Source organism: Longimicrobiales bacterium, assembly GCA_028823235.1.
In the GTDB taxonomy this organism is placed as follows: domain Bacteria; phylum Gemmatimonadota; class Gemmatimonadetes; order Longimicrobiales; family Gaopeijiaceae; genus UBA2589.
In genome coordinates this window covers 35,829-57,967 of sequence record JAPKBW010000009.1, presented here as the reverse complement: position 1 = coordinate 57,967, position 22,139 = coordinate 35,829, and the positions used below count along the sequence as shown (strand labels likewise).

The following is a 22,139-nucleotide window of genomic DNA, read 5'->3' as shown; positions in this document are numbered from 1 at the left end:
GTGACCAGCCGATCTCAGACGCTTGTGCACAACTGGCGTCTGAAGGTGTCTGCCCTCGGGCTGTCCATCTTCCTCTGGGCGCTCGTCCAGACCGAGCCGACGAATCAGGAGACCTTCGAGGCGGTCCCGGTCCGTATTCAGGTCTTGGACACCGCTTGGACCACTTCCGGCGCATCTGCACCAGCAACGGTTGAGCTGCGGTTGGGTGGGCCCGCTCGAGAGATCATCAGCCTGGCTAGGGAAGGCACGAGCATCCGCGTTCCCATTGGGACCATCGGTGCTCGCGATACGCTCATAACCCTGCGGCGTGAGTGGGTGCAGCTCGGGCAGCGATCTGGACTGACTGTCGAGTCGATTTCTCCTGCGACTGTGCGGGTGACCTTCGAAGAAGCGCAGGTCAGAATGATCCCAGTTGCTATGAGGCTCGCTGGGCGAGTGCCTGATCACCTTGGGATGGCTGCCGACATCGAGTTGAGTCCTCAGCTGGTGCGGGTACGCGGGCCGCAGAGCAGACTCGAAGGTCTCGATTCGCTCATCCTCGAACCGTTCGATTTGTCGTCGATCAGTCGGTCCGGCGTGTTTGCCGTGGCCTTAGACACATCGGGCTTTCTCGGCTCCTCAGTCGTCCCTCCGACGGCGTCGCTGGGCATTCGCGTCGAGGGCTTAATTGAAAGAGTGCTCGACGGGATCACCGTGCAGGCCGTCGCGAATCCGGTTGAGGCGGCGGTCGTCGCTGATCCGGCCACGATTCAGGTCCGGGTAATGGGCGCGCGCAGCATCGTAACCGCACTAGACCCATCGCGTCTCCGAGTCTGGGTTCCAACTGATCTTCTTCTGGGCATGATGCCGGGTGAAGAACGTTTCGTTCGAGTTCAAATTGATGGCGTGCCCGCGTTGGTGACCGCGGCCCTTGAACCCGAACGCATTACCGTTCGCCGTGTGATCGACCAAGACTGGGGCAGTCCGGAGGGAGAGGGGCCCGACGGAGGGTCGGACGACGGCAGGAGCGAGAGGTGACGATCTCTTCGCCGGGTCCACTGGTTCTGGGTCTCGAAACATCCTGTGACGAAACCTCTGCCGCAGTGCTCGACGGAGGCCACCGGATTCTCGGGCACGTCATCCTCTCCCAAGACGTCCATGCGGTGTACGGTGGCGTCGTCCCAGAACTAGCCGCGCGCGCGCATCTCCAGAAGGTGGACGCGGTCGTCGATCAGACGTTGCGGGAGGCGGGTGTTGCGCTTGAGGATATCGATGTCTTCGGGGTCACCGCTGGCCCAGGACTGATCGGAGCGTTGCTGGTGGGTGTGTGCTGGACCAAGGCCGTTGCTTATGGCCTCGATCGTCCCTGGGTGGGCGTCCACCACATGGAAGCGCATCTCTTCGCTCCGTCGCTTGAGCAGCCGGAGGCCGAACCGCCGTTCGTAGCACTCCTCGTGTCGGGGGGGCACACTCTGCTACTTCATGCGGCTGAGTGGGGGGAGTACCGCCTGCTGGGTCAGACCCGGGATGACGCTGCGGGGGAGGCCTTCGACAAGGTTGCGAAGTTGCTTGGGCTCCCCTATCCCGGCGGTCCTGCGATCGAGCGGCTCGCCCTCAAAGGTGACGGCAAGGCCCATCGTCTTCCGCGACCCATGCTCCGGGGCAATCAGGCGCCCGACGGGAACGACTATTATGACTTCTCATTCAGTGGGTTGAAGACGGCTGTCGTGGAACTGACCAAGGCGATCGAGGCGGAGGGCGGAGCCGATCACCTGGAGGCCGAGAAGGCCAACATTGCTGCGTCTTTTCAGGCCGCATCAGTGGACGTGCTCGTTGCCAAGACGATGAGGGCTGTCGAGGAGACCGGCTGTGCCCGAGTCGTGCTAGGCGGCGGCGTGAGCGCGAATCAGCACCTGAGGACGCAGATGGCAGAGAGCCTGGCCGACGTGGCTCAGTCAGACGATGAGGGGCCCTCAGGCGTATTTCATGCGTCACCCAGGCTGTCTCTGGACAACGGAGCCATGGTCGCTCGGGCCGCGCGCTACCGGTATGAACGGGGCGAAGCCTCGCCCGACGACAGTGGAGCATCTGCGACGCTGCCGTTCCCCGGGCTCACGCGCGCGAGCGGTTCCGGCGCGACCCCGGTCCCACGAACTTAAAACCCTATGTATCCCGTCTTCTTTGAACTTCCGTCTTGGGTCCCGTTCCTCGGGAGCCAGCCGATCACGTCTTTCGGCGTGTTCATGCTCCTCGCGTTCCTCACCGCCGGGTATGTTCTCCGTTCCGAACTGCGTCGTGTCGGCGAAGATCCAGAGAAGGCATGGGACTTCGTTTTCATGGCGGTGGTTGGTGGGATCTTGGGAGCGAAGGGCTACTACCTTCTCCTGAACTGGCCTCGCCTCGTAGAAAACCCTGGGGCGATGCTCATGTCGCGCGGAGGGCTGGTCTGGTACGGGGGCTTCTTGCTGGCGACGGCCCTCGTCATATGGGAGATCCGACGTCAGAAGATGTCGGTCCCGTCTGTTGCCGACCTGATGGCCCCTGCGTTGGCGTTGGCGTACGGCGTTGGCCGTATCGGCTGCTTCATGGTCGGTGATGACTGGGGACTCCCCACCGCCTCTCGGTTTGGCGTTCGGTTCCCACGGGGCACTCCGGCGACCACAGTCCAGAACATCGAGCAGATGTTCGGTGTGACCGTCGATCCGGCGCTGATCGAGGAGTATGGCCAGGTGGTTCCGGTCCACCCGACCCAGTTGTACGAGGTTGGTATAAGTACTCTGATCTTCCTCGGCCTTTGGCGCATTCGGGGTCACAGACACAAACCAGGCTGGCTTTTCCTGGTCTGGCTCGCCTGTGCCGGAATGGAGCGTTTCCTGGTCGAGTTCCTGCGCGCGAAAGACGACCGATTCTTTGGCGTCCTAACCGTCGCACAACTCATCAGCCTAGGCATCGTGGCGTTTGGCGTCGTGGGTCTGGTGAAGATGCGGGGCGAGCTGGCGTCGGAGACGGGAGAAGCCTAGTGAAGGGCGCCCGGCTTACCGTATTCCATGCCTCAGATTTTCAGGTAGGTGCACCGTTTTTGCCTGAGGCGGCGGATGCCATGCTTCGCGTATTCGAATCTGTCAGCCCCGATGTGGTGGTCGTCTCCGGAGATCTGACCCAGCGTGCCCAAAGGGGAGAGTTCCAGCTCGCCCGCCGTACACTGGACCGGTTCGGAGCAGGCACGCCCGTTGTCGTGACACCGGGGAATCATGATGTTCCGCTGTACCGATTTTGGGAGCGAATAGCCGCACCTTTCGGGCAGTGGGACGCCTTCGTGGGTGGGCGTGCGCGTGACAGCGTGACTCGCGTACCCGGAGCGACATTCGTCGCCCTGGCGTCTGCGGCTCCAAGGCGGGCGGTGGTGAACGGGCGGATCGACGAGTCACAACTCGACTTTGCGCGCCAGGCCTTTGCTGCCGCGCCCTCCCTGGATGATCTGCGCATCGTGGTGACGCATCATCATTTTGTGCCTGCTCCGGATGGCGACGGTGGCTCTCCGATGCCGCGAGCCGCAGAGATTGCCACGGCGTTTCGGGAAATGGGTGCGGATGCCGTCTTGGGCGGGCATGTGCATCAACTGCACCTGACGACGTCCGACGACCTCGACATCACTGGCGTCTCGACGGTGCGCGGCGGACGGGAGGTTGTTTTTGACAGTGATGTGCCGCTTCCGTTTCTTGTGACGGGCACCTCGACGTCGAAGAGAGGACGAGGCGTCGAGACCGGGTGGAACAGTCTCTGCGTTCACCGCTTCGGTGCTGACGAAATTGAGGTGACGCCTTTTCGGCGGGCCCCCGCTGCTGAGGATTTCGAGAAAACGAGGGTCGTACGATTCGGTCTTCGACCCCGGGGCTCACCGTCGACGAACGGAGCGAGAGAGGGGCGCGCAGTCTGATGGCACGGTTCCGCCGTCGTCGGCTTTCAAAGGGAGAGCAGGCCACGAGTGCCGCGGTCTCGCTCGCGACCGGCGCCGCCGTGGGCGTTGCGGCGTGGTATGTGACCCGCCTTCTCCTCTCCAGAGACGAGCTTCCTGACGCCCCTCTGCTGCCTGAGCCGCCGAGTGACTCGGATGGCTAAGGCGAATGCGAGTCGCCGTAAGCTGCCTCGTTCGGGTCTAGCTATCCGGCTCGACCCGTTCGGTGTATTCGTAACCCTCGTTTCGCTGACTCTCCTGTTGGCGATTCCGTCGTCGGTTGAGGCCCAGTTGCGCGGGCCCGAAGTGAAGGGCGTGACCTTCGAAGGGAACGAGACCTTTCCTGGCGATTCACTCGCGCGCGCTATTGTCACCCGCGAGACTGCTTGCCGGTCCTGGGTGTTCTACTTCCCGATTCCGTTCTGTCCGCTCGGTATCGGTTTCTCCTTGAGCCGCTCGCAGCTTCGCGATCGAGATCTTCCCAGAGATCGTGCGCGCCTCACTCTGTGGTACCGCCAGCGCGGCTTCCGAGAGGTGTTGGTCGACACCGCGGTGGTCACGCGTGCGGGTGCGAACGCGGAAGTGATGTTCCGGGTCGTGGAAGGACCTCCCGTTATCGCAGACAGCATCGAATTCGTGGGAGCTGACGACTACGACGGAGAGGGCCTCCTCGTGGATCTGCCGATTCGCCCGGGCGACCGATTGAGCACGCTCGAACTCGATGCGACCCGGGACACGCTGGCTCGTCGTCTCACGGACGACGGGCATGCTTACGCCGAGGTGTATCTGAGCGCATTTCGTCCTGCGGGGGACCGCTACAACGCAATCGTCACCTTCGAGATCGTCGTTGGCCCGCAGACCACATACGGGGACATCACGGTGGATGGGACGGATGATCTCAGTGTCGGGACGGTCCTACGAACGGCGCAGTTGACCACCGGAGATCCATACCGCCGCAGCGAGATCGAGGAAGCGACCCGAAGACTTTACGGGCTCGAGATCATACGGAACGCTTCCGTGGTGCCTGACACGGCGGCGCTTGATCGTGACCCATCTGTCGATCTCGAGATCACCCTCCAGGAGGGTGACCCCTACCGAGTTCGCGTAGGTGGAGGCTGGAACTCTGCCGAGTGCCTGAACGTGGAAGCACGGTGGACCGCTCGGAATTTCGCGGGTGGTGGTCGTTTGCTTCAGGTCCGCGGCAGGGTCGGAAACCTTCTGGCTTCGGTGGCCAGCGAGCCCCTGTGTCCGCAGAGTGGTTCGGATGAGAAGTTCACACGTCTCACTGGTCTGGCGTCTGTCGACTTTGTTCAGCCCCGGATTTTCTCGACCCGAAACTCGCTGACAGCCTCCATTTACGCAGAGCGTCAGTCACTGCCCGACGTCTTCGTGCGGCGGGCGGTCGGTGCGCAGGTCGGGCTGTCGCGGACCATTTCTCTGAAAACGCAGCTCACTGGATTCTACCGGCCGGAACTGTCCGAACTCGACGCCGACAATGTCCTTTATTGCACGGGTTTTCTCGTCTGTAACCCCGATGACATTGTGGAACTTGAGGGTGCCATCTGGCTGTCGCCGGTTGGGCTGAACCTCACCCGCGACCGCTCGGACGACATTCTGAATCCGCGCGCCGGATACCGTGTTCTGCTCGACCTCGAGCACGCAGCCCCGTGGACCGCATCGGATTTCAGGTATGACCGCATTGTAGCTGAGGCGTCGCGGTATATCCCCGTGAGTTCGAGCGTCTTTGCGATGCGAGCGCGTGGCGGTTGGGTGGGGCCCGGAGGGTTCGAAGGCCTCGCTGCCTCGGGGGGGGGGGAGGCCCCGGACATCGTACACCCCCAGAAGCGCTTCTACACGGGTGGCGCCAACTCCGTGCGTGGCTTCGCACAAAGCCGGCTGGGTCCCCGGGTCCTCTTCTCCGACCCCCAGATTCTCCTGTCGGAAACCGAAGGCCTAGGGGGCATGTGTTCGGCGGCGGACCTGATCGCAAATCCGGTCACCGGGCACATAACCTGTGTCCCCCACCCGGACGCGCTGATGAATCCGCAGCCTACCGGTGGGACCCGTCTGATCGAGTTGAACGTGGAGCTTCGGTTTCCGATCGCGGGCTCAATCGAAGGCGTACTGTTCACGGACGCGGGGCAGGCATGGGCGGCCCATGAGTCGATCTCCCTGAGCAGTATGGAATTCACGCCGGGGGTCGGCGTTCGCGTGCCAAGTCCGGTGGGCCCGCTCCGCATCGACGTGGCGTATCGATTCCGCGATGCCGAAGAGCTTAATGCGGTTACCGAGACGATCCGCCTCTACGTGGCTGGTCAGGATCAGGAAACGGCCAGACTCGTCGTCGACGGGATGACCACCAGCTATGTGAGCACGGGGCAGTTGGTGTTCCTGCCTAACCCGTTCCTGTTCGGTGTGAAAGATCGTGGACTGCAGCTTCACGTGTCGATCGGACAGGCATTCTGATGGGAGAGCTTCCGGAAGAGGCGGTGGGGGAGCCCGCGGCGGATGCTCAAGCGGCGTCTGCGGTGGCGGACTCATCCGCTCGCCGCACCGAGTGGCGCAGGCCCACCCTAGGGGTGCTCGCTCGAGCACGTCCGTGGACTCGGCGCTTCTGGCGGACCGCGGTAGGGACAGTGCTGCTCATTGTGCTGGCGATTGCGCTGCTCTCCCAGACCCGTCGCGGACAGAACTTCGCTCTCGATGCGGCTCTCTCACGAGTCGAGAGTGCGGTGGCCGGCAAACTGTCGGTCGATAGTGTCCGCAGTGGGACACTCCTGACCGGTGCGACACTGGTGGGCTTTCAGCTGGAGACCTCCGACGGACGACCTTTTGCGACAGCCGACTCTGTCGAGCTTCGGTACTCGCTCCCCGCTGCGATCTTCGGCGGTCCCCCGATCCGTTCGACCATCATCTGGGGCCTCGACCTCGAGATTTCGAGCTATACGGCCGACCAACCGGCGAACATCACGCAGTTCCTTGTCGACGGGCAGCCGCGAGATCCCGGGGCACCGGCTGCCGATGCCTTCTCGCTGGGACGCGTCGGTATCCGGGATGGCAAGGTGCGGATCATAGCTCCCGCTCCGGATCCTTCACACCCGCTCGTTGTCTCTGGACCCAATGGTGAGCCCCTCAGAGTCCTGCGTTTCGACTCGCTCGACCTCGACGTCGAAGAAGCAGTTCTGTCGTTGGACGCAGCGGAACAATTTTCTGCGCGGCTCGCGTCGTTCTCGTCGGAGATTTCGATACTCGTCGAGCCACTCCGAGTGCGTGAGGCGTTCGGGCGCTTGGCCTACAGCAAGAGTGCGGGCATCGACGTCACGGAGCTGGCTTTCCGGCTCGCAGCGGGTTCTCTGCTCGAGGGAGACATCGCGGTGGGTCCGGAGAGTGAGGGTGCACCTTGGACCTTCCGTGCGACCCTCGCGACCGATGGATGGGCAGATCTCGATGACGTAAGGTGGATCGACTCCAGGGTGCCGGAAGGTCGGTACCGCGGAGCTGCTAGGTTGCGGACCGGTGGTGGCGTGTTGATCGAAATGCATCCGATGGAGGTCGAACTCGAGGCAAGTCAGATGGTTTTCGACGGGCCGGTCCGGTTCGCCGAAGAAATTTCGATGCAGAACCTGAACGTGTCGGCCAATCCCATCACACTCGAGCGACTTGAGCCGTGGCTCCAGCGAGAACTGCCGATCGAAGGGTGGCTGAGTGGTGACGCTGTTTTCTCTGGTACGCTTGATGAGCTCGAGGCCGAGGGACGGGTCACTCTGGTCCCTACGGGCTACAGTGGTAGCCCCGTGACGGCCGATTTTGTCGGAACAATCATCCAAGGGGACAACCCGGGCGCACGTGGGCTCCGCGCGACTCTGGATCCGCTCAATTACACCATTCTCGAAGCGCTCTGGCCTGGTGTGCCATGGGGTGGGGATGGCTTCGGCACGATCGAAGTCGAAGGGCGACTCGATGATGGCCTGCACGTTGCTGCCTCGTTGAACCACCAGTCGAGTACCGGCCTCCAATCGAATTTTGATGTGCGAGGCACGGTCTGGCGCGCGCTCGAGGTCGGCGACTGGATCACATCACTCGACGTCGACTTGTTGCCCTTGTCGATCGGAGTGTTCTCTAGTCTGGCGCCGGAGCTGGACCTGAGGGGATCGGTTGCCGGTCTATTGAACCTTGATGGGCCACTGAGCGACCTCCGCATGACGGCGGACCTCATCGCAGGAAGCGGGACGATCCTGCTCGATGGCGCTATGGACGTTACCGATCTGGCGGCGAGTTATCGCCTCCGTGCCACAGGAGATGCGCTCCCTCTCGCCACGGTGACAGGGAGCGTCCCAGTGGAAACCGTATGGAGCGGACAACTCGACCTTGAGGGGCGCGGATTCTCGGTCGACTCGATGGAGCTCTCGGCCACCTTGGTGGCAATGGAATCGCAGGTCGGGCTCGTCCGTGTCGACACGTTCAACACAGGCGTTCGAGTGTCACGTGGTGTACTGATCGCCGACTCCCTTTTTGGAAATGTCGCCGGAATCGAAGTAGATGGTGGCGGCCGACTCGGCCTCGCTGAGGGTGCCTTCGGAAGTGCCCGGGTTTCCTTCGCCGGCTCATCTCTTGTTGGATTTCGCCCGCTGCTCATGGGTGTCGGCGACGATGTAACGGTGAGAGACACGCTCTCGGCTTTGGACCTCGAGCTTCTCCGGTTCGAAGGGACAGACCCCGACACGCTGCCACTGGAGCGAGACGTGGCCCTCCGAGGTGAGGTAAAGGGAGCCGCCAATATCAGTGGAGAGCTCCGGAACCTCGATATCGGAGTCATTGTTGATGTGTTCGACCTAGCCTATCAGCGAAATCGGGTCGATACCGCACGCGTTCTTTTCACCGCAACAAGCCTGCCGGCGAGAACAGGCGAGTGGCAGATTGGGGCAAGCGCAGAGGGTATCACCTGGGGGAATCGCGTATTCGAGCGCGGTGGCTTCGAGGCGGACATGTCCGAGCTTGGAGGTGGGGGCCGTGTCGAACTCGTACGCAGGCAGGGGGAGCAGTACCGAGCGGTGGGCGCCTTCGAGTTCGATTCCGTCGGTGGTGAGGTCGACCTCACAGAGGCGTCGGTGCAGGTCGATGAGCTTTTCTGGGATCTGGCCCGACCGGGCAGGGTGGCCTGGGACGGATCGACCTTGACGGTCGATAGTCTCGAGATCATCCGTACGGACGACGACCCAATGACCATGGTGGTCGACGGCACGCTGGCCCGGAGAGGCGAGAGCGACTTCCGCCTGACCATCGACGGATTGCACATGGAGAAGGCCCTGCAGGTCGCGCAGCGCGAGGATCTGGCCGTTAGTGGTCACGTTGCCCTCGATGTCGCGGTGCAGGGGCCTTCAGAAGCTCCGCTCATCGAGGCCGACTTCGCGGTCGACGGGGGGCGGTACGGCACCATGCAACTCAGTCGATTCGATGGTTCACTGACGTACGAAAACAAGAGTGTTGATTTCGACATACGGGGCTGGGACGGGGCGGCGGACGTCCTGCGGGCGAGTGGTCTCTTCCCAGTCGACCTGTCGCTAACCGACGTCGAGGAGCGGATCGTCGATGCGCCGATGGCCGTTCAGATTGTGGCTGATTCCCTCGATGCTGCGATCGCTGTGAGCTATGTGAGCTCCCTTGAGGGAGTGCTGGGAAGTGTCTCCGGAAAGGTGTCGATTCGAGGCACGCCGGTCGATCCGGAGCCCGAGGGCACGCTTACACTTTCCGATGGGGAGTGGTCGGTCGAAGCGATCGGCGTCCGCCACACCGCGGTGAATGGCGACCTGCACCTGCGGCCAGATCGCACCGTCGATGTCGCGCTCACCTCGACGGGTATAGGTAGCTCCACGGTCACTGGAACCGTGCTGCTCGCGCCTGTCCGGGACCCGGTCCTGGATCTCACGTTTTCCTTCGATCACTTCCTGGCAGTCGACCGACCCGACATCGAGGGGCTGGTTTCAGGGAGCTTTGTCCTAGGGGGTACGTACCGCCGGCCGCTCGTCAGTGGAGATATTCAGGTGGACGAGGGCACGATCTACGTGGACGAACTGCAACGTGCGGCTGGGGTCGTGAACCTGAACGACCCCTTCCTGTTCGACGGGAGCATGGCTGTCGACACCACGGCGCTCGTCTCTCGGCCCCTGCTCGCGGGATTCCAGAATCCATTCTTCGACAATCTTCGGGTCTCTGTGAACCTGTCTGTGCCGCGCGGCAGCTGGCTCAGGTCGATCGAGTCGAACGTCGAGTTGAGTGGCGACCTCCTTGTGGTATACGATCGGTCTGCTAGTGACTTCGTGCTGATCGGGAATCTCGAGGCGGTGCGGGGCTCGCATCTCGTTCTAGGGCGGGCGTTCGAGGTCGATGGTGGGGCGGTGCGCTTCATCGGGCGGCCTGGAATGAACCCAGATCTCGATATTCAGGGGACCAGTCGAATTCGAAGACCGAATGACGCCCACTTCGTAGTGAACGCCCAGGTCGGAGGATCACTGGTCCAGCCGGTTGTGACGTTGACGACTGAGGAGACCGGCCTCGCAGAAGAGGATCTGGTGTCATACCTGATCTTTGGCCAACCCAGCGGCTCGTTGGGCGGACGGAATGGAGCCGAAGTCGGACAGATTCAGCGAAGCAATGCCGTCAACTCAATCGGTGGCGGCTTGGTCACCTACGTTGGCGGTGCGTTCGCGAATCAATTCGGCACGGCGATCGCCCGCGAACTCTTCTCGCTCGACTACTTCTCTGTTCAGCAGCAGGGCGGGACGCAGTCGCTGGGCGCTGAAGGGCAGAGGGATACCCAGATCGAACTGGGTCGGTACGTCGGACCCGATGCCTTTGTCGTGATGGTGATCCGTCCCTTCGACACTGGCTCGCAGAACGCCGTGGCCGGAGTGCGCGTCGAGTGGGCATTGACCGACGATTACAATGTTGAGGGCTTTTTCGAGGATCGCTTCCTGAGGAGCGGAAGTCAGCTTCTCGGTTCCTCGAACGGGCTGCTCGAGAACGAACGGATTCTCGGTGTGTTCTTTTTCCGCGAGTGGGGGTACAACCCCGACGGAGATGATCCACCGCAACTGAATAACGAGGAGCAGGGCTAGATGCAGATCGCGAAGGTCGCAGGGATGATGACGGCCATGACGCTGATTCTGGTGGCGTTTGGCAACTACATGGGAGGATCCGGGGGAGCTGCGCTCTTCTTTGTGATCGCCATGGGCATGAATGTCTTCACGTACTGGTTCAGTGACAAAGCCGTCCTGAAGATGTACAAGGCAAAGATCATTGGGCCGGAGGACGCTCCCGGACTGTACCAGATGGTTGATCGTCTCCGGCAGCGAGCCGGACTGCCGATGCCGACCGTCGCGCTAGCGCCATCGCCTCAGGCGAACGCTTTTGCCACGGGTCGAAACGCGCAGCATGCGGTGGTCTGCGTCACGCTCGGGCTAATGAACACGCTCAATGAGAGTGAGCTGGAGGGTGTCATCGCACACGAGCTGGCCCACATCAAACACCGCCATATGTTGGTCGGTACGCTGGCTGCCGGCATGGCCGGCGCCATTGGCCTCTTCGCGAGCATTGCGAAGTGGGGAGTCATTCTTGGGACGGGCCGAGACGACGGTGACAACAATCCCTTCGTGCTTCTGCTCATGGCGATCGTGGCGCCGATCGCTGCGATGATCGTTCAGATGGCCATCAGTCGCCAGAACGAATTTCAGGCCGATGCGACTGCAGTTCGGATCGTCGGTAACCCACGCGGACTCATGAGTGCTCTCGAGCGGATCGAAGCCGTTGCTATGCGTACGCCAATGCAGGTGCAGCCAGCCGCGGCCCATCTGGCGATCATCAATCCGCTGTCGGGCGACGCCGGGCGCGGGCTGAAGTCACTGTTCCGTACCCACCCGCCGACAGAGGAGCGCATCGCCGCTCTCGCTCAGGTCCAGATCTGACCGATCGAGCACCTTGTGTGACCCACTGCAGAGGCGGGTCGGACGGCTCAGCCGCCCGGCCCGCTTTCTTCTCCGGGTATCGCGCGTTGAACGTTACTCGCTCGCTTGATTAGTATTCCGGGCTATGCCTGAATCCCGCGTCTCATCGACAAGCCCGAGAGGGCCCGCAACCGACTCCGAGTCGGCACCGCTGCGTCCGTCCGTGAATGGCGCTCGGGCGTTCCGTCCTTCCGACGAGAAGTTGATCGTCCGGGGAGCGCGCGAGCACAATCTCAAGAACATCGACGTCGAGCTTCCGCGGGAACGATTGATCGTTATCACCGGACTCTCCGGCTCCGGGAAGTCGTCGCTTGCCTTCGACACGATCTATGCCGAGGGTCAGCGCCGGTACGTCGAATCACTCTCCGCCTACGCCCGCCAGTTCCTTGGGCTCATGGAGAAGCCCGACGTCGACGCGATCGAAGGGCTGTCGCCTGCGATCTCGATCGAGCAGAAGACGGTCAGCCGAAACCCTCGCTCGACCGTCGGCACCGTCACGGAGATCTACGACTACCTGCGACTGCTCTGGGCGCGCGTTGGCACACCTCACTGTCCGACATGTGGCGACCCGGTCATCCGGCAGTCAGCGAGCCAGATCGTCGACCGATTGCTGGGCATCGGCGAGGGCATTCGCATCGAGGTCTTGGCTCCGTTGGTGCGTGGCCGAAAGGGTGAGTTCAAGGACCTCTTCGAGAAGGCTCGCAAAGAGGGTTTCGTCCGGGTCAGAGTCGATGGGAAGACGCACGACCTGACGGATCCTCCGTCGCTCAACCGCTATGAGAACCACGATATCGCCGTCGTGGTCGACCGCCTCGTGATCAAGGAAGTGGATCGCGAACGCATTGCAGATTCGGTCGAAACCGCCCTGCGTGCTGGGGAAGGGGTCATCGAGGTTCTCGAGCACGGGAAGGGCCGCACCAAGAAAGATCCGGTGCCCCACGTGTTCAGCGAGCACTACGCCTGTGACAACTGTGGAACCAGCCTCTCTGAGCTCGAGCCTCGCCAGTTCTCCTTCAACTCGCCCTATGGCGCGTGTGAGGAGTGCGGCGGCCTCGGTACCCGCAAAGAGGTCAACGCCCATCTTCTGACTGCCGACCACAGTGTCACGATTCTCGAAGGCGTTATTCTGCCTTGGGGCGACCCGTCCGGGCATCTGCGCCGGTCGGTAATAGTGGGATTGGCTGAGGCCTACGAGTTCGATCCGAACACCCCGTGGGGTAAGCTCCCAGAGGATGTCCGCCACGCGATCATCCATGGCTCTGACGGCATGAAGATCCGATTCCCCTACAAGTCGGGGGCGGGAAAATTCGGTGGTCACTACGAAGATCAATGGGAGGGCGTCCTCGCGAATGTCGAACGCCGCTATCGCGAGACGCAGTCGGAGACCGTTCGAAATCAGCTCGACGAGTTCATGTCCACGCTCCCGTGCACCGCGTGTGACGGCACAAGACTCAGGGATGCATCTCGGGCGGTCACGATCGGAGGCGCCTCGCTCGGCGACGTGGTCGACATGGCCATTGGCACAGCCACCGATTTCTTCCTCAGTCTGCCTGTCGAAGGCGAGGGTGAAAGTCCAGGCTCGGATGCGATGGCCGCGAAGTATGCACCGCTCTCAGCTGAGATCGCTGGTCCGATTCTCAAAGAGGTCGGAGAACGTCTCCGCTTCCTGCGGGATGTGGGCCTCGACTATCTGACGCTCGGGAGGGCGGCCGGATCGCTTTCCGGCGGTGAGGCGCAGCGTATTCGACTCGCGACTCAGATCGGCAGTCGTCTGGTCGGCGTGCTGTACATCCTCGACGAGCCCTCGATCGGGCTTCACCAGCGAGACAACGACCGACTGCTCGGAACGCTTCAGCACCTTCGTGACCTCGGAAACACCGTGGTTGTGGTCGAGCATGACGAAGACACGATCCGGATGGCCGACTATGTGGTCGACCTTGGCCCCGGCGCGGGTCGGCATGGCGGTGAAGTGGTTGCGGCGGGCACGATCGAAGACATCCTGAAGGCAGAGGGGTCGCTCACCGCCGCTTATCTGACGGGTGAGCGTAGGATTGAGGTTCCGACGGTGCGGCGACCCGTCGATTTGGAGCGGGCACTCACGGTTCGTGGCGCCCGTGGCCACAATCTCCAGAAGATCGATGTGGCGTTTCCTCTCGGCACATTCCTTTGTGTGACAGGGGTCTCTGGATCCGGGAAGTCGACGCTCGTAAACGGAACACTTTACCACGCGCTGGCGCGGCACTTCTACCGGAGCAAATTGGTTGCGGCCGATCACGACGGGATCGACGGTCTCGAGCACATCGACAAGGTCATCGACGTCGATCAGTCTCCGATCGGAAGGACTCCGCGATCCAATCCGGCAACGTATACAGGGCTATTCACGCCGATTCGTGACCTGTTTGCGAACCTGCCGGAGTCGCAGATGCGGGGGTATGGCCCTGGTCGCTTCTCTTTCAATGTGAAGGGTGGCCGCTGTGAGTCGTGTCAGGGCGATGGCCTCGTGAAGATCGAGATGCACTTCCTGCCGGACGTATACGTTCCTTGCGATATCTGCCGGGGTCGGCGGTACAATCGCGAGACGCTCGACGTCTACTACAAAGGCAAGAATGTGGCGGACGTTCTCGACATGACTGTCGAAGACGCGCTCGGATTCTTCGAGATGGTGCCCCGCATCAAGGAAAAACTTCAGACGCTGTTCGATGTCGGGCTGGGATATATCCACCTCGGTCAGGCTGCGACGACCCTCTCCGGAGGCGAAGCCCAGAGAGTGAAGCTGGCAACGGAACTCTCCAAGCGGTCTACGGGGAACACACTGTACATCCTCGATGAGCCTACGACCGGCCTTCATTTCGAGGATGTGCGTGTTCTGCTGGAGGTGCTGCATCGCCTCGTCGACCTCGGGAACACGGTCGTCGTGATCGAACACAATCTGCATGTTGTGAAGACGGCAGACTGGGTGATCGACCTCGGGCCGGAGGGCGGATCAGGGGGCGGAGCGGTTCTCGTCGAGGGGACGCCGGAAACCGTTGCGGGGGTTGATACGTCTCATACAGGACACCACCTAGCGCGGTTGCTTGGCTAGGGTTGGCGTTTAGTTTACGGACCCGTGAGAAACCAAACTTCTCGGGTGCTCGTAGGATTTCGGGTATTTCGACATGTCGCTGCCATGCAGCCTCACACATACGGAGACCATCATGGTTAGCCGAGAGGATCTGGAGAGCTTCCTGATTCGCATGGACCTCGAATACGAAGAGGTCGACGAGGGGATGTATCTCACTCGGGGTGAGGACGGAGGCGCTCCCGTGGTCGTACATCACGCTGACGCTCTGCTCCTGATCCGCATGAAGGTCATGGACATGCCGGAAGAGGGGTCGAACAGTCTCGCTCTCTACCGGACGCTACTCGAGCTTAATGCGAATGAGATCGTTCACGGTGCTTACGGCATCGAAGATGGCGACCTGATTTTAAGCGACACGCTGGAGCTGGAGACGCTCGACTTCCTCGAGATCCAGGCTTCGATAGAGTCGATTACGCTCGCTGCCGCCACGCACATGGAGCAGATCCGCAACCTCGCCAACGGGGCGGAGGGCTAAGCGATGGGCATCTTCACGAAGTTGTCGACGGTCATCAAATCGAACATCAACGATCTCATCTCTCGGGCGGAAAATCCCGAGAAGATGCTCAATCAGATCATTTCGGACATGCGCGAGCAGTTGGCGCGTGCCAAGCGTGATGTGGCTGCGGCCATTGCCGATGAGCGGAAGCTCAAGGCACAGCTTGAGGCCGAGGTCAAACAGCAACGCGACTGGCAGCACCGAGCGATGCTGGCGGTCAAGGAAGGACGCGATGACCTAGCGAAGCAGGCGCTGCTGCGTCAGCAGGAACACGCCGAGCGGGCGATGGCCCTCAAGCAGACCTGGGAAGCTCAGGCGGCTGAAACGGAGAACCTCAAGGGCTCGCTCCGTCAACTGAACGACAAGATCGAGGAGGCCCGCCGCAAGCGTAATCTCCTCATCGCCAAGCAGAAGAGGGCCCAGGCGCAGCGTCGGATCCACGAGACGATGTCGGGCCTGTCGGATACATCGGCGTTTGAGGCCTTCAACCGTATGGCCGACAAGATCGAAGAAGAGGAGCGGCAGAGCGTGGCTCATGCCGAGGTCAACGCCGAACTGGGCGGGGACACGCTCGAGTCCGAGTTCACTCGTCTCGAATCTGGGTCGGGTGGAGCGGGTGTCGAAGATCAGTTGCTCGCACTGAAGGCTGAGATGGGCCTGATCGCGGCACCTCAGGCCGAAGCACCCAAACAGCTCGAAGCGGGGGACGATGAGCCGGCCGCAGCCGCGCATGCGTCCCCCGTGGAAGAGGCCGATGTCGAAGTCGATTCGGAGGAAGAAGCGAACTCGATTCCGGAGGCGGAGTTGCTCTCCGAGTTCGACAAGCTCGAGGGGCGGACGGAGAACTAGGCCCGAGTAGATTCGGGGGTCCACGGGACCGCCGACCAGGAGGGGGAGAGCCTTTATGGCTCTTCCCCTTTTTTCTTGTCACCAGGGGGGCATCTTTCGGAGATGTGCGCCGGGAATCTCCCGAGCACCTGCGAACGCGCTTGGGCGCCCTATTCGGAACGCACGCGAAGATGAGCACGGTCTACCTGAACGGGTCCTTCATGCCGAAGGACGAAGCGAAGATTTCTCCGGACGACCGTGGCTTTTTGCTCGGGGACGGACTCTACGAAGTGACTCCGTTCTACGAGGGGGTGTCGTTCGGTTTCGATCGACATTTAGAACGGCTGAGGAAGGGCCTCGCATGGCTCAGAATCGACTTCGACGTCGAATCCCTGATCGACATGCATCATGGCCTCATCGAGAAGAACGGCCTCAAGGGTGTGGACCGGTCGATGGTCTACATGCAGCTCACGCGAGGGGCCGCACCGCGTACGCATTATTTCCCTGAGGGCGACGTGATCCCAACGATCTACGCCTCCGCGAAAGAGTGGAGTCGTCCGTCGGATGAAGTTTGGCAGCGTGGCTTTACGGCCGTAACGGTGCCGGATCGGCGATGGAGCCGTGTGGATATAAAGACCATTTGCCTCCTGCCGAATGCGATGGCGTTTCAGGACGCGAAGGACAGGGGGGCGGATGACGCGATTCTCGTTCGAGATGGCGTGGCGATTGAGGGTGCACATCAGAATTTCTGGGGTGTGTACGGCGGGGCGGTCGTCACTCATCCGACGACGGGGCACATCCTCCCCGGCATTACGCGTGCGATCGTGCTCGAGGAAGCACGGGCGGCTGGGATCCCCGTTGAGGAGCGTCCGATCCAGGTAGAAGACCTGCCCTGTGCTGATGAGCTCTTCTTCACCGGTACCACCGGCGAAGTGCGGCCGATTTCGCAGGTCGACGGGGTTACGATCGGCGCCGGGGGAGTGGGGCCGATCACCCAGAGGCTGTCGGACGCGTTCCTGGCCCTTGTGGACGCTGTGAAGGAGGGCGCGGCCACGGCCGCCTCCTGATGAGAGGGTCAGTGTCCCTCGTGTTGGTGGCCTGCGTCGCGTGGCATACGGCTGTCCCGGCGGTAGGACATGCCCAGGACGCTGCTCCCAATGGAGCGCTCCCGCGTGTGCTCGTGATCGCGACCGGTGGCACGATCGCCGGGCAGGCACAGGGGGGACAGCTGACCGGCGCCCAGATCGTCGAGGCTGTGCCGCAGCTGGCTGATGTGGCCCAGCTCGAGGTCGAGGAGTTCAGTCGGGTCGGGTCGTCCGCCATGACGCCGGATCACTGGCTGAGACTGTCCCGGCGGGTGAACGAGCGTCTCGCGGGAGATCGAGCGCTGGCGGGGGTCGTCGTAATGCACGGCACGGACACGATGGAGGAGACCGGCTATTTTCTCCATCTTACCGTCACGGACCAGCGGCCCGTCGTCATGGTCGGCTCCATGCGAGTTGCCTCAGCGGTCTCGGCAGACGGGCCTGCGAATCTACTGTCGGGCGTCCGTGTCGCAGTGTCTAGGGACTCGTGGGGCAAGGGAGTCCTCGTTGTCTTGAACGACGAAGTGCACTCTGCTCGGGACGTCCGTAAGACCGACAACAACCGGGTCGACACTTTCGCTTCGTCGGAGTGGGGTGCTCTCGGCGTCGTGGATGCTGATCGGCTCCTGTACCGAAGATTGATTACGACTCGGCACACGTTCCAGTCCGAGCTGCATCTGGCGGCGAGCGTGGAGGCTTTGCCTAATGTGCCGATCATCTCCGACTACGCCGGCACGACCGCCGAAACGGTCCGCGCGCTGATCGGGTCCGATGTGGCGGGGGTCGTGATCCAGGCATTCGGCGGTGGCCGAGCGAGCCCGGCTATGCGAGCGGCGGTGTCGGCGCTTGCCGAAAGTGGCGTCCTGGTCGTGTATGCCTCGCGTGTACCCGAAGGTCGGGTCATGGCCTCCGTGGCCGATCCGACGCAGGGGATCGTGGCCGCCGGCGACCTGCCACCGCACAAGGCGCGCGTATTGCTCATGCTTGCCCGGACGAGAGATCTGGATGCGGTCGAGGTCCAGCGGCTGTTCGACACGCACTGAGACCCAGTTTGCCGGATCGCTCGTGAGCCTTCGTTGGTGGAGAGACCTACGCCTTTTTCATCGACTGCCTGGATGCGCGTGGTGACATCGCGTGTCGCCTCTGCGACTAGGATGCCGCCGTCGAACTCGAAGACGGGGCCTGGGGTGCTGCCATCGGCCGGCCTGACTGAAGCGACTGACTACCGCCCGGCCGGCATCGAGTCCGCCGCTTTCGCCCAACGTCGTTGGTGTCGGAATTCGGTAGAGACCGTCGACGTATAATGTGTCCTGGGCATCGGACAGCCCCATGTCGCCGACGATCGTTCCATCATCATTCGTAGATCAGGTAGGGCGCGCGTAGCCGTTCGAAGCTGGCGAGGTCGGGAGCCCATCCGGCGGTCAGCGTCTCGAAGCCCGCCCCTGATTCGATCCCGAGTCGCAGAGCATCCGTACCGGCGAGCCGATCAAAGTGAGCAACGAACCAGCTCCATCGATCTCCCGACACACGGTACGTCTCGACCAGCATCGCCACAGCCGCCGCGGACGCGTCGTAGTCCGTCGATTCAGGCACCAGCATGACTCCGCCCACCTCCTTCCCCTCGAATTTTCCGTCACCGGCATTGGTCGGCGTGAAACGTACGCCCTCGAAATGCACGCCTTCGATCTCGTACAAGTTCAGTGCCGCGGCCAACGCATTTCCGTCGAGCCACGGCGCGCCGATCCACTGAAACGCCCGGTCGGTGCCACGGCCAACCGAGAGCGGCGTTCCTTCGAAGAGGCAGGTGCCTGGATAGGCCAGGGCACTCGCGACGGTGGGAATGTTCGGTGAAGGTGGGACCCAGGGCAGGCCGGTATCGTCGAAGATCACGTCGCGGGTCCAGCCGTCGACTGGGACGACCATGAGGTCTGCTTGGATGCCGAAAGCACCGACGTACATTCGAGCGAGCTCGCCGGGCGTCATTCCATGGCGCATGGGTACTGGATACATGCCGACGAATGTGCTGTACTCGGGGTCCAGCACCGTTCCCTGCACGACATCACCTCGAATCGGGTTAGGTCGGTCGAGGACGACGAACGGTATGCCGTGCTCCCCGGCTGCCGTCATGGCCAGCGCCATAGTTGAGACATAGGTGTAGTACCGGGCCCCAATGTCCTGCATATCGAAAAGCAGCACGTCTACACCTTCGAGCATTGCAGTCGTCGGTTTCCGCGTCTCCCCGTAGAGAGAATGGACAGGCAGGCCGGTCTGTTCGTCGAACCCGCTCTCGATCGCAGCGCCAGCCCTTTCTTTTCCCCGGATCCCATGCTCGGGTGAGTACAAAGCGACTAGGTCGATTTCTTCGTGCTCAGCCAGAAGATCGATGTTCGTCCTGCCTGCTCGGTCGATTCCCGTGTGATTCGTGACAAGGCCGATCCGAAGCCCCTGAACCAGGTGCAGCGAGTCGTCCAGCAGAACCTCGATGCCCGGTCGGATGTCGAGGGATATAGCGCTTACAGATTGTTCTGCAGCGTCACCCTGGGTGCCGGTGCACGCGGCGGCCAGGAATGTGGAAAACAGCCCAAGCAGCGCAGATTGTCGGGGGTTCCGGTAGCGGGTAGTTTCCGCGCGTCTCCCGCTTGAGCGCGTGATGCGCCGGTATTGTAAGCGTGACATGAGGCTAGCATCGGGGTCACATTGGACCCCGTCAACGCATCCCGCTGAATCGAGGCATCTACGGAAGGAATGACGCACCACACGCTTCCGCTTTTCGTTCCGTGGACCCGCGGCTTGGCCGCCGGTCTTCTCGCAGTGACCCTGGCCTCGTGCCGCGCTTTCTCTGGGTCGGGTGACCCGATTGAACCCGCTGGCAGTCCACCCTCTTTCGAAGCCGCTGACGAGACACTCGCCGCAGGCCTCTATGCCGTCTTCGACAGCCTGGTGGCAGAGGAACCCGCACCAACGCCTCTGGACAGGCGGAGTTGGGCGGAGGGCACGCTTGCTGACCTGACCATCGCGGAGAAGGCCGGTCAGCTCATCATGCCATGGGTCCTCGGTGACTTCGCGCCGGAGGGGTCCGGCAGTCACGAACGGATGCTCACGTACATCGAAGAGCAGGGGATCGGCGGGGTCATCATGTCCGTCGGGACTCCGTACGACGTCGCCGCTAAATTGAACGACCTCCAACGCCACTCGGAGATTCCGCTGCTCGTTGCCGCGGACCTCGAGACAGGCGCGGGCTTTCGCATGCGCGGAGCCATTCACATGCCCGGTGCGATCGACCTTGGTGGCGCGACGGACTTCCCCTCTCTCATGGCTGTTGGTGCCACGGGCCGCGAGGAGTTCGCTTATGAAATGGGCAAGATCACGGCGATCGAAGCCCGCGCCGTAGGAATCCACGTGCCCTTCGCACCGGTACTAGACGTCAACAACAACCCGGACAACCCGATCATCAACGTCCGATCATTCGGCGAGGACCCGGATCGGGTCGCCCGGATGGGAATCGCCTTTATAGAGGGCGTTCAGGACAATGGGGCCATTGCGACCGGAAAGCACTTTCCAGGCCATGGTGACACAGAGACGGACTCGCACGTCGCGCTCCCTGTCATTCTTCACGACCGGGCGCGCATGGACTCTGTCGAGCTTCACCCTTTCCAGGAAGCGATCGACGCGGGCATGGGGGCCATCATGACAGCACACATCGCAGTGCCCTCTTTGAACGGCGGGGGGCGAGAGCCCTCGACGTTGTCCCCTGAGGTGCTCACCACAGTGCTCCGTGACGAGATGGGTTTCGACGGGATCGTCTTCACCGATGCCATGGACATGAGGGCTATCTCCCGTCAGCACAATTCGGGCGAAGCTGCGGTGCGAGCTATCGAAGCCGGCGCTGACGTCATCTTGATGCCGGCGTCTGTCAAAGGCGCGGTGGAAGGAATCGTGGAGGCGGTGAGCTCAGGCCGGATTACCGAGCGACGTCTCGATGAATCGGTCATGCGAGTGCTGGACACGAAGGAAGACCTGAGTCTCCAGGAAGACCGACTCGTGCAGATCGAACAGATCTCTCAGCATGTGGGCGTGCCCGATCACCTAGATGTGGCGAATCGGATCGCGGAGAGCGCCCTCACACTCCTGAAGAACGATCGCGACCTGCTCCCTCTCGCTGGGACGCGCACCGCCCGGGTCCTCTCCGTGTCGTACCGTCGAAGTTCCGACGTACTCGCCGGCCGCTACTTCAATCGTGTGCTCCGCGAGACCTACCCAAGGCTCACCACGGCGGAGGTCGATGCCGATACGCAGCAGAGCATCTACCAGGGGCTCACCCGTCGCGCACGCGAACAGGGCATGGTGGTTGTCAGCACATACGTGACGTCGGTGAACGTGTCCGGCTCTTTCATGCTGCCCGAGGATCTCGTCGACTTCATCACGGAGCTGCGTCGGATCGGCGTGCCCCACACAGTGGTGTCCTTTGGTAACCCCTACCTCATTACGGATTTCCCGGACGTGCAGTCGTATCTCTTGGCCTGGAGTGGATCCGAAGCCAGTCAGAGGGCTGCGGGTCGAGCGCTTCTCGGTCAGACCCAGATCGCTGGCCGCATCCCGACGCGCATCCCACCCATGTTCGAGATCGGCGACGGACTAAGCATTCCAAGCAAGGCGCAGAACACTGGGGGGCGCTGAT

General features: G+C 62.2%; 15 protein-coding genes. 14 read left to right on the top strand and 1 reads right to left on the bottom strand.

Annotated elements, in window-relative coordinates; genetic code table 11:
* From OSA81_07020 to OSA81_06960, 13 genes are all read left to right on the top strand, one after another.
* Entirely contained in the window at positions 1-1,017 is a 1,017-nt protein-coding gene (locus OSA81_07020; protein MDE0898750.1) for a CdaR family protein, read from the top strand.
* The gene (gene tsaD / locus OSA81_07015) at positions 1,014-2,138 is read left to right on the top strand and encodes a tRNA (adenosine(37)-N6)-threonylcarbamoyltransferase complex transferase subunit TsaD (GenBank protein MDE0898749.1); all 1,125 of its coding nucleotides are present in this window, start codon (positions 1,014-1,016) and stop codon (positions 2,136-2,138) included. The genes OSA81_07020 and tsaD overlap by 4 nt, the downstream gene beginning before the upstream one ends.
* Before the next feature lie 6 nt (positions 2,139-2,144).
* Positions 2,145-2,999, top strand: a complete 855-nt coding sequence (locus tag OSA81_07010; GenBank protein MDE0898748.1) for a prolipoprotein diacylglyceryl transferase — start codon at positions 2,145-2,147, stop codon at positions 2,997-2,999.
* Positions 2,999-3,916, top strand: a complete 918-nt coding sequence (locus tag OSA81_07005) for a metallophosphoesterase (protein MDE0898747.1) — start codon at positions 2,999-3,001, stop codon at positions 3,914-3,916. Before OSA81_07010 ends, OSA81_07005 begins: the two co-directional genes overlap by 1 nt.
* Positions 3,916-4,098 (top strand): hypothetical protein, encoded by a 183-nt coding sequence (locus OSA81_07000; protein ID MDE0898746.1) that lies wholly within the window; start codon positions 3,916-3,918, stop codon positions 4,096-4,098. Before OSA81_07005 ends, OSA81_07000 begins: the two co-directional genes overlap by 1 nt.
* A complete protein-coding gene (locus OSA81_06995) occupies positions 4,091-6,400 on the top strand; it encodes a BamA/TamA family outer membrane protein (protein ID MDE0898745.1) in 2,310 nt (769 codons plus the stop codon). The genes OSA81_07000 and OSA81_06995 overlap by 8 nt, the downstream gene beginning before the upstream one ends.
* On the top strand, positions 6,400-11,049 hold the full coding sequence (locus OSA81_06990; GenBank protein MDE0898744.1) for a translocation/assembly module TamB: 4,650 nt from the start codon (positions 6,400-6,402) through the stop codon (positions 11,047-11,049). The genes OSA81_06995 and OSA81_06990 overlap by 1 nt, the downstream gene beginning before the upstream one ends.
* Positions 11,050-11,895, top strand: a complete 846-nt coding sequence (locus tag OSA81_06985) for a zinc metalloprotease HtpX (GenBank protein MDE0898743.1) — start codon at positions 11,050-11,052, stop codon at positions 11,893-11,895.
* A 124-nt stretch (positions 11,896-12,019) separates the two neighbouring features.
* Positions 12,020-15,016, top strand: a complete 2,997-nt coding sequence (gene uvrA / locus OSA81_06980; GenBank protein ID MDE0898742.1) for an excinuclease ABC subunit UvrA — start codon at positions 12,020-12,022, stop codon at positions 15,014-15,016.
* A gap of 112 nt (positions 15,017-15,128) precedes the next feature.
* On the top strand, positions 15,129-15,527 hold the full coding sequence (locus OSA81_06975) for a YbjN domain-containing protein (protein ID MDE0898741.1): 399 nt from the start codon (positions 15,129-15,131) through the stop codon (positions 15,525-15,527).
* Positions 15,528-15,530: 3 nt separating this feature from the next.
* Complete coding sequence (locus OSA81_06970) at positions 15,531-16,397, top strand: PspA/IM30 family protein (GenBank protein ID MDE0898740.1); 867 nt, start codon at positions 15,531-15,533, stop codon at positions 16,395-16,397.
* 170 nt (positions 16,398-16,567) lie between these two features.
* Complete coding sequence (locus tag OSA81_06965) at positions 16,568-17,443, top strand: D-amino acid aminotransferase (GenBank protein MDE0898739.1); 876 nt, start codon at positions 16,568-16,570, stop codon at positions 17,441-17,443.
* An 11-nt stretch (positions 17,444-17,454) separates the two neighbouring features.
* Positions 17,455-18,504 (top strand): asparaginase, encoded by a 1,050-nt coding sequence (locus OSA81_06960; protein ID MDE0898738.1) that lies wholly within the window; start codon positions 17,455-17,457, stop codon positions 18,502-18,504.
* Positions 18,505-18,814: 310 nt separating this feature from the next.
* On the opposite strand, the gene OSA81_06955 is transcribed toward OSA81_06960, so the two are convergent.
* The gene (locus tag OSA81_06955; protein ID MDE0898737.1) at positions 18,815-20,137 is read right to left on the bottom strand and encodes a DUF1343 domain-containing protein; all 1,323 of its coding nucleotides are present in this window, start codon (positions 20,135-20,137) and stop codon (positions 18,815-18,817) included.
* A 69-nt stretch (positions 20,138-20,206) separates the two neighbouring features.
* On the opposite strand from OSA81_06955, the gene OSA81_06950 reads away from it, so the two are divergent.
* The gene (locus OSA81_06950; protein MDE0898736.1) at positions 20,207-22,138 is read left to right on the top strand and encodes a glycoside hydrolase family 3 protein; all 1,932 of its coding nucleotides are present in this window, start codon (positions 20,207-20,209) and stop codon (positions 22,136-22,138) included.
* Position 22,139 lies beyond the last annotated feature (1 nt).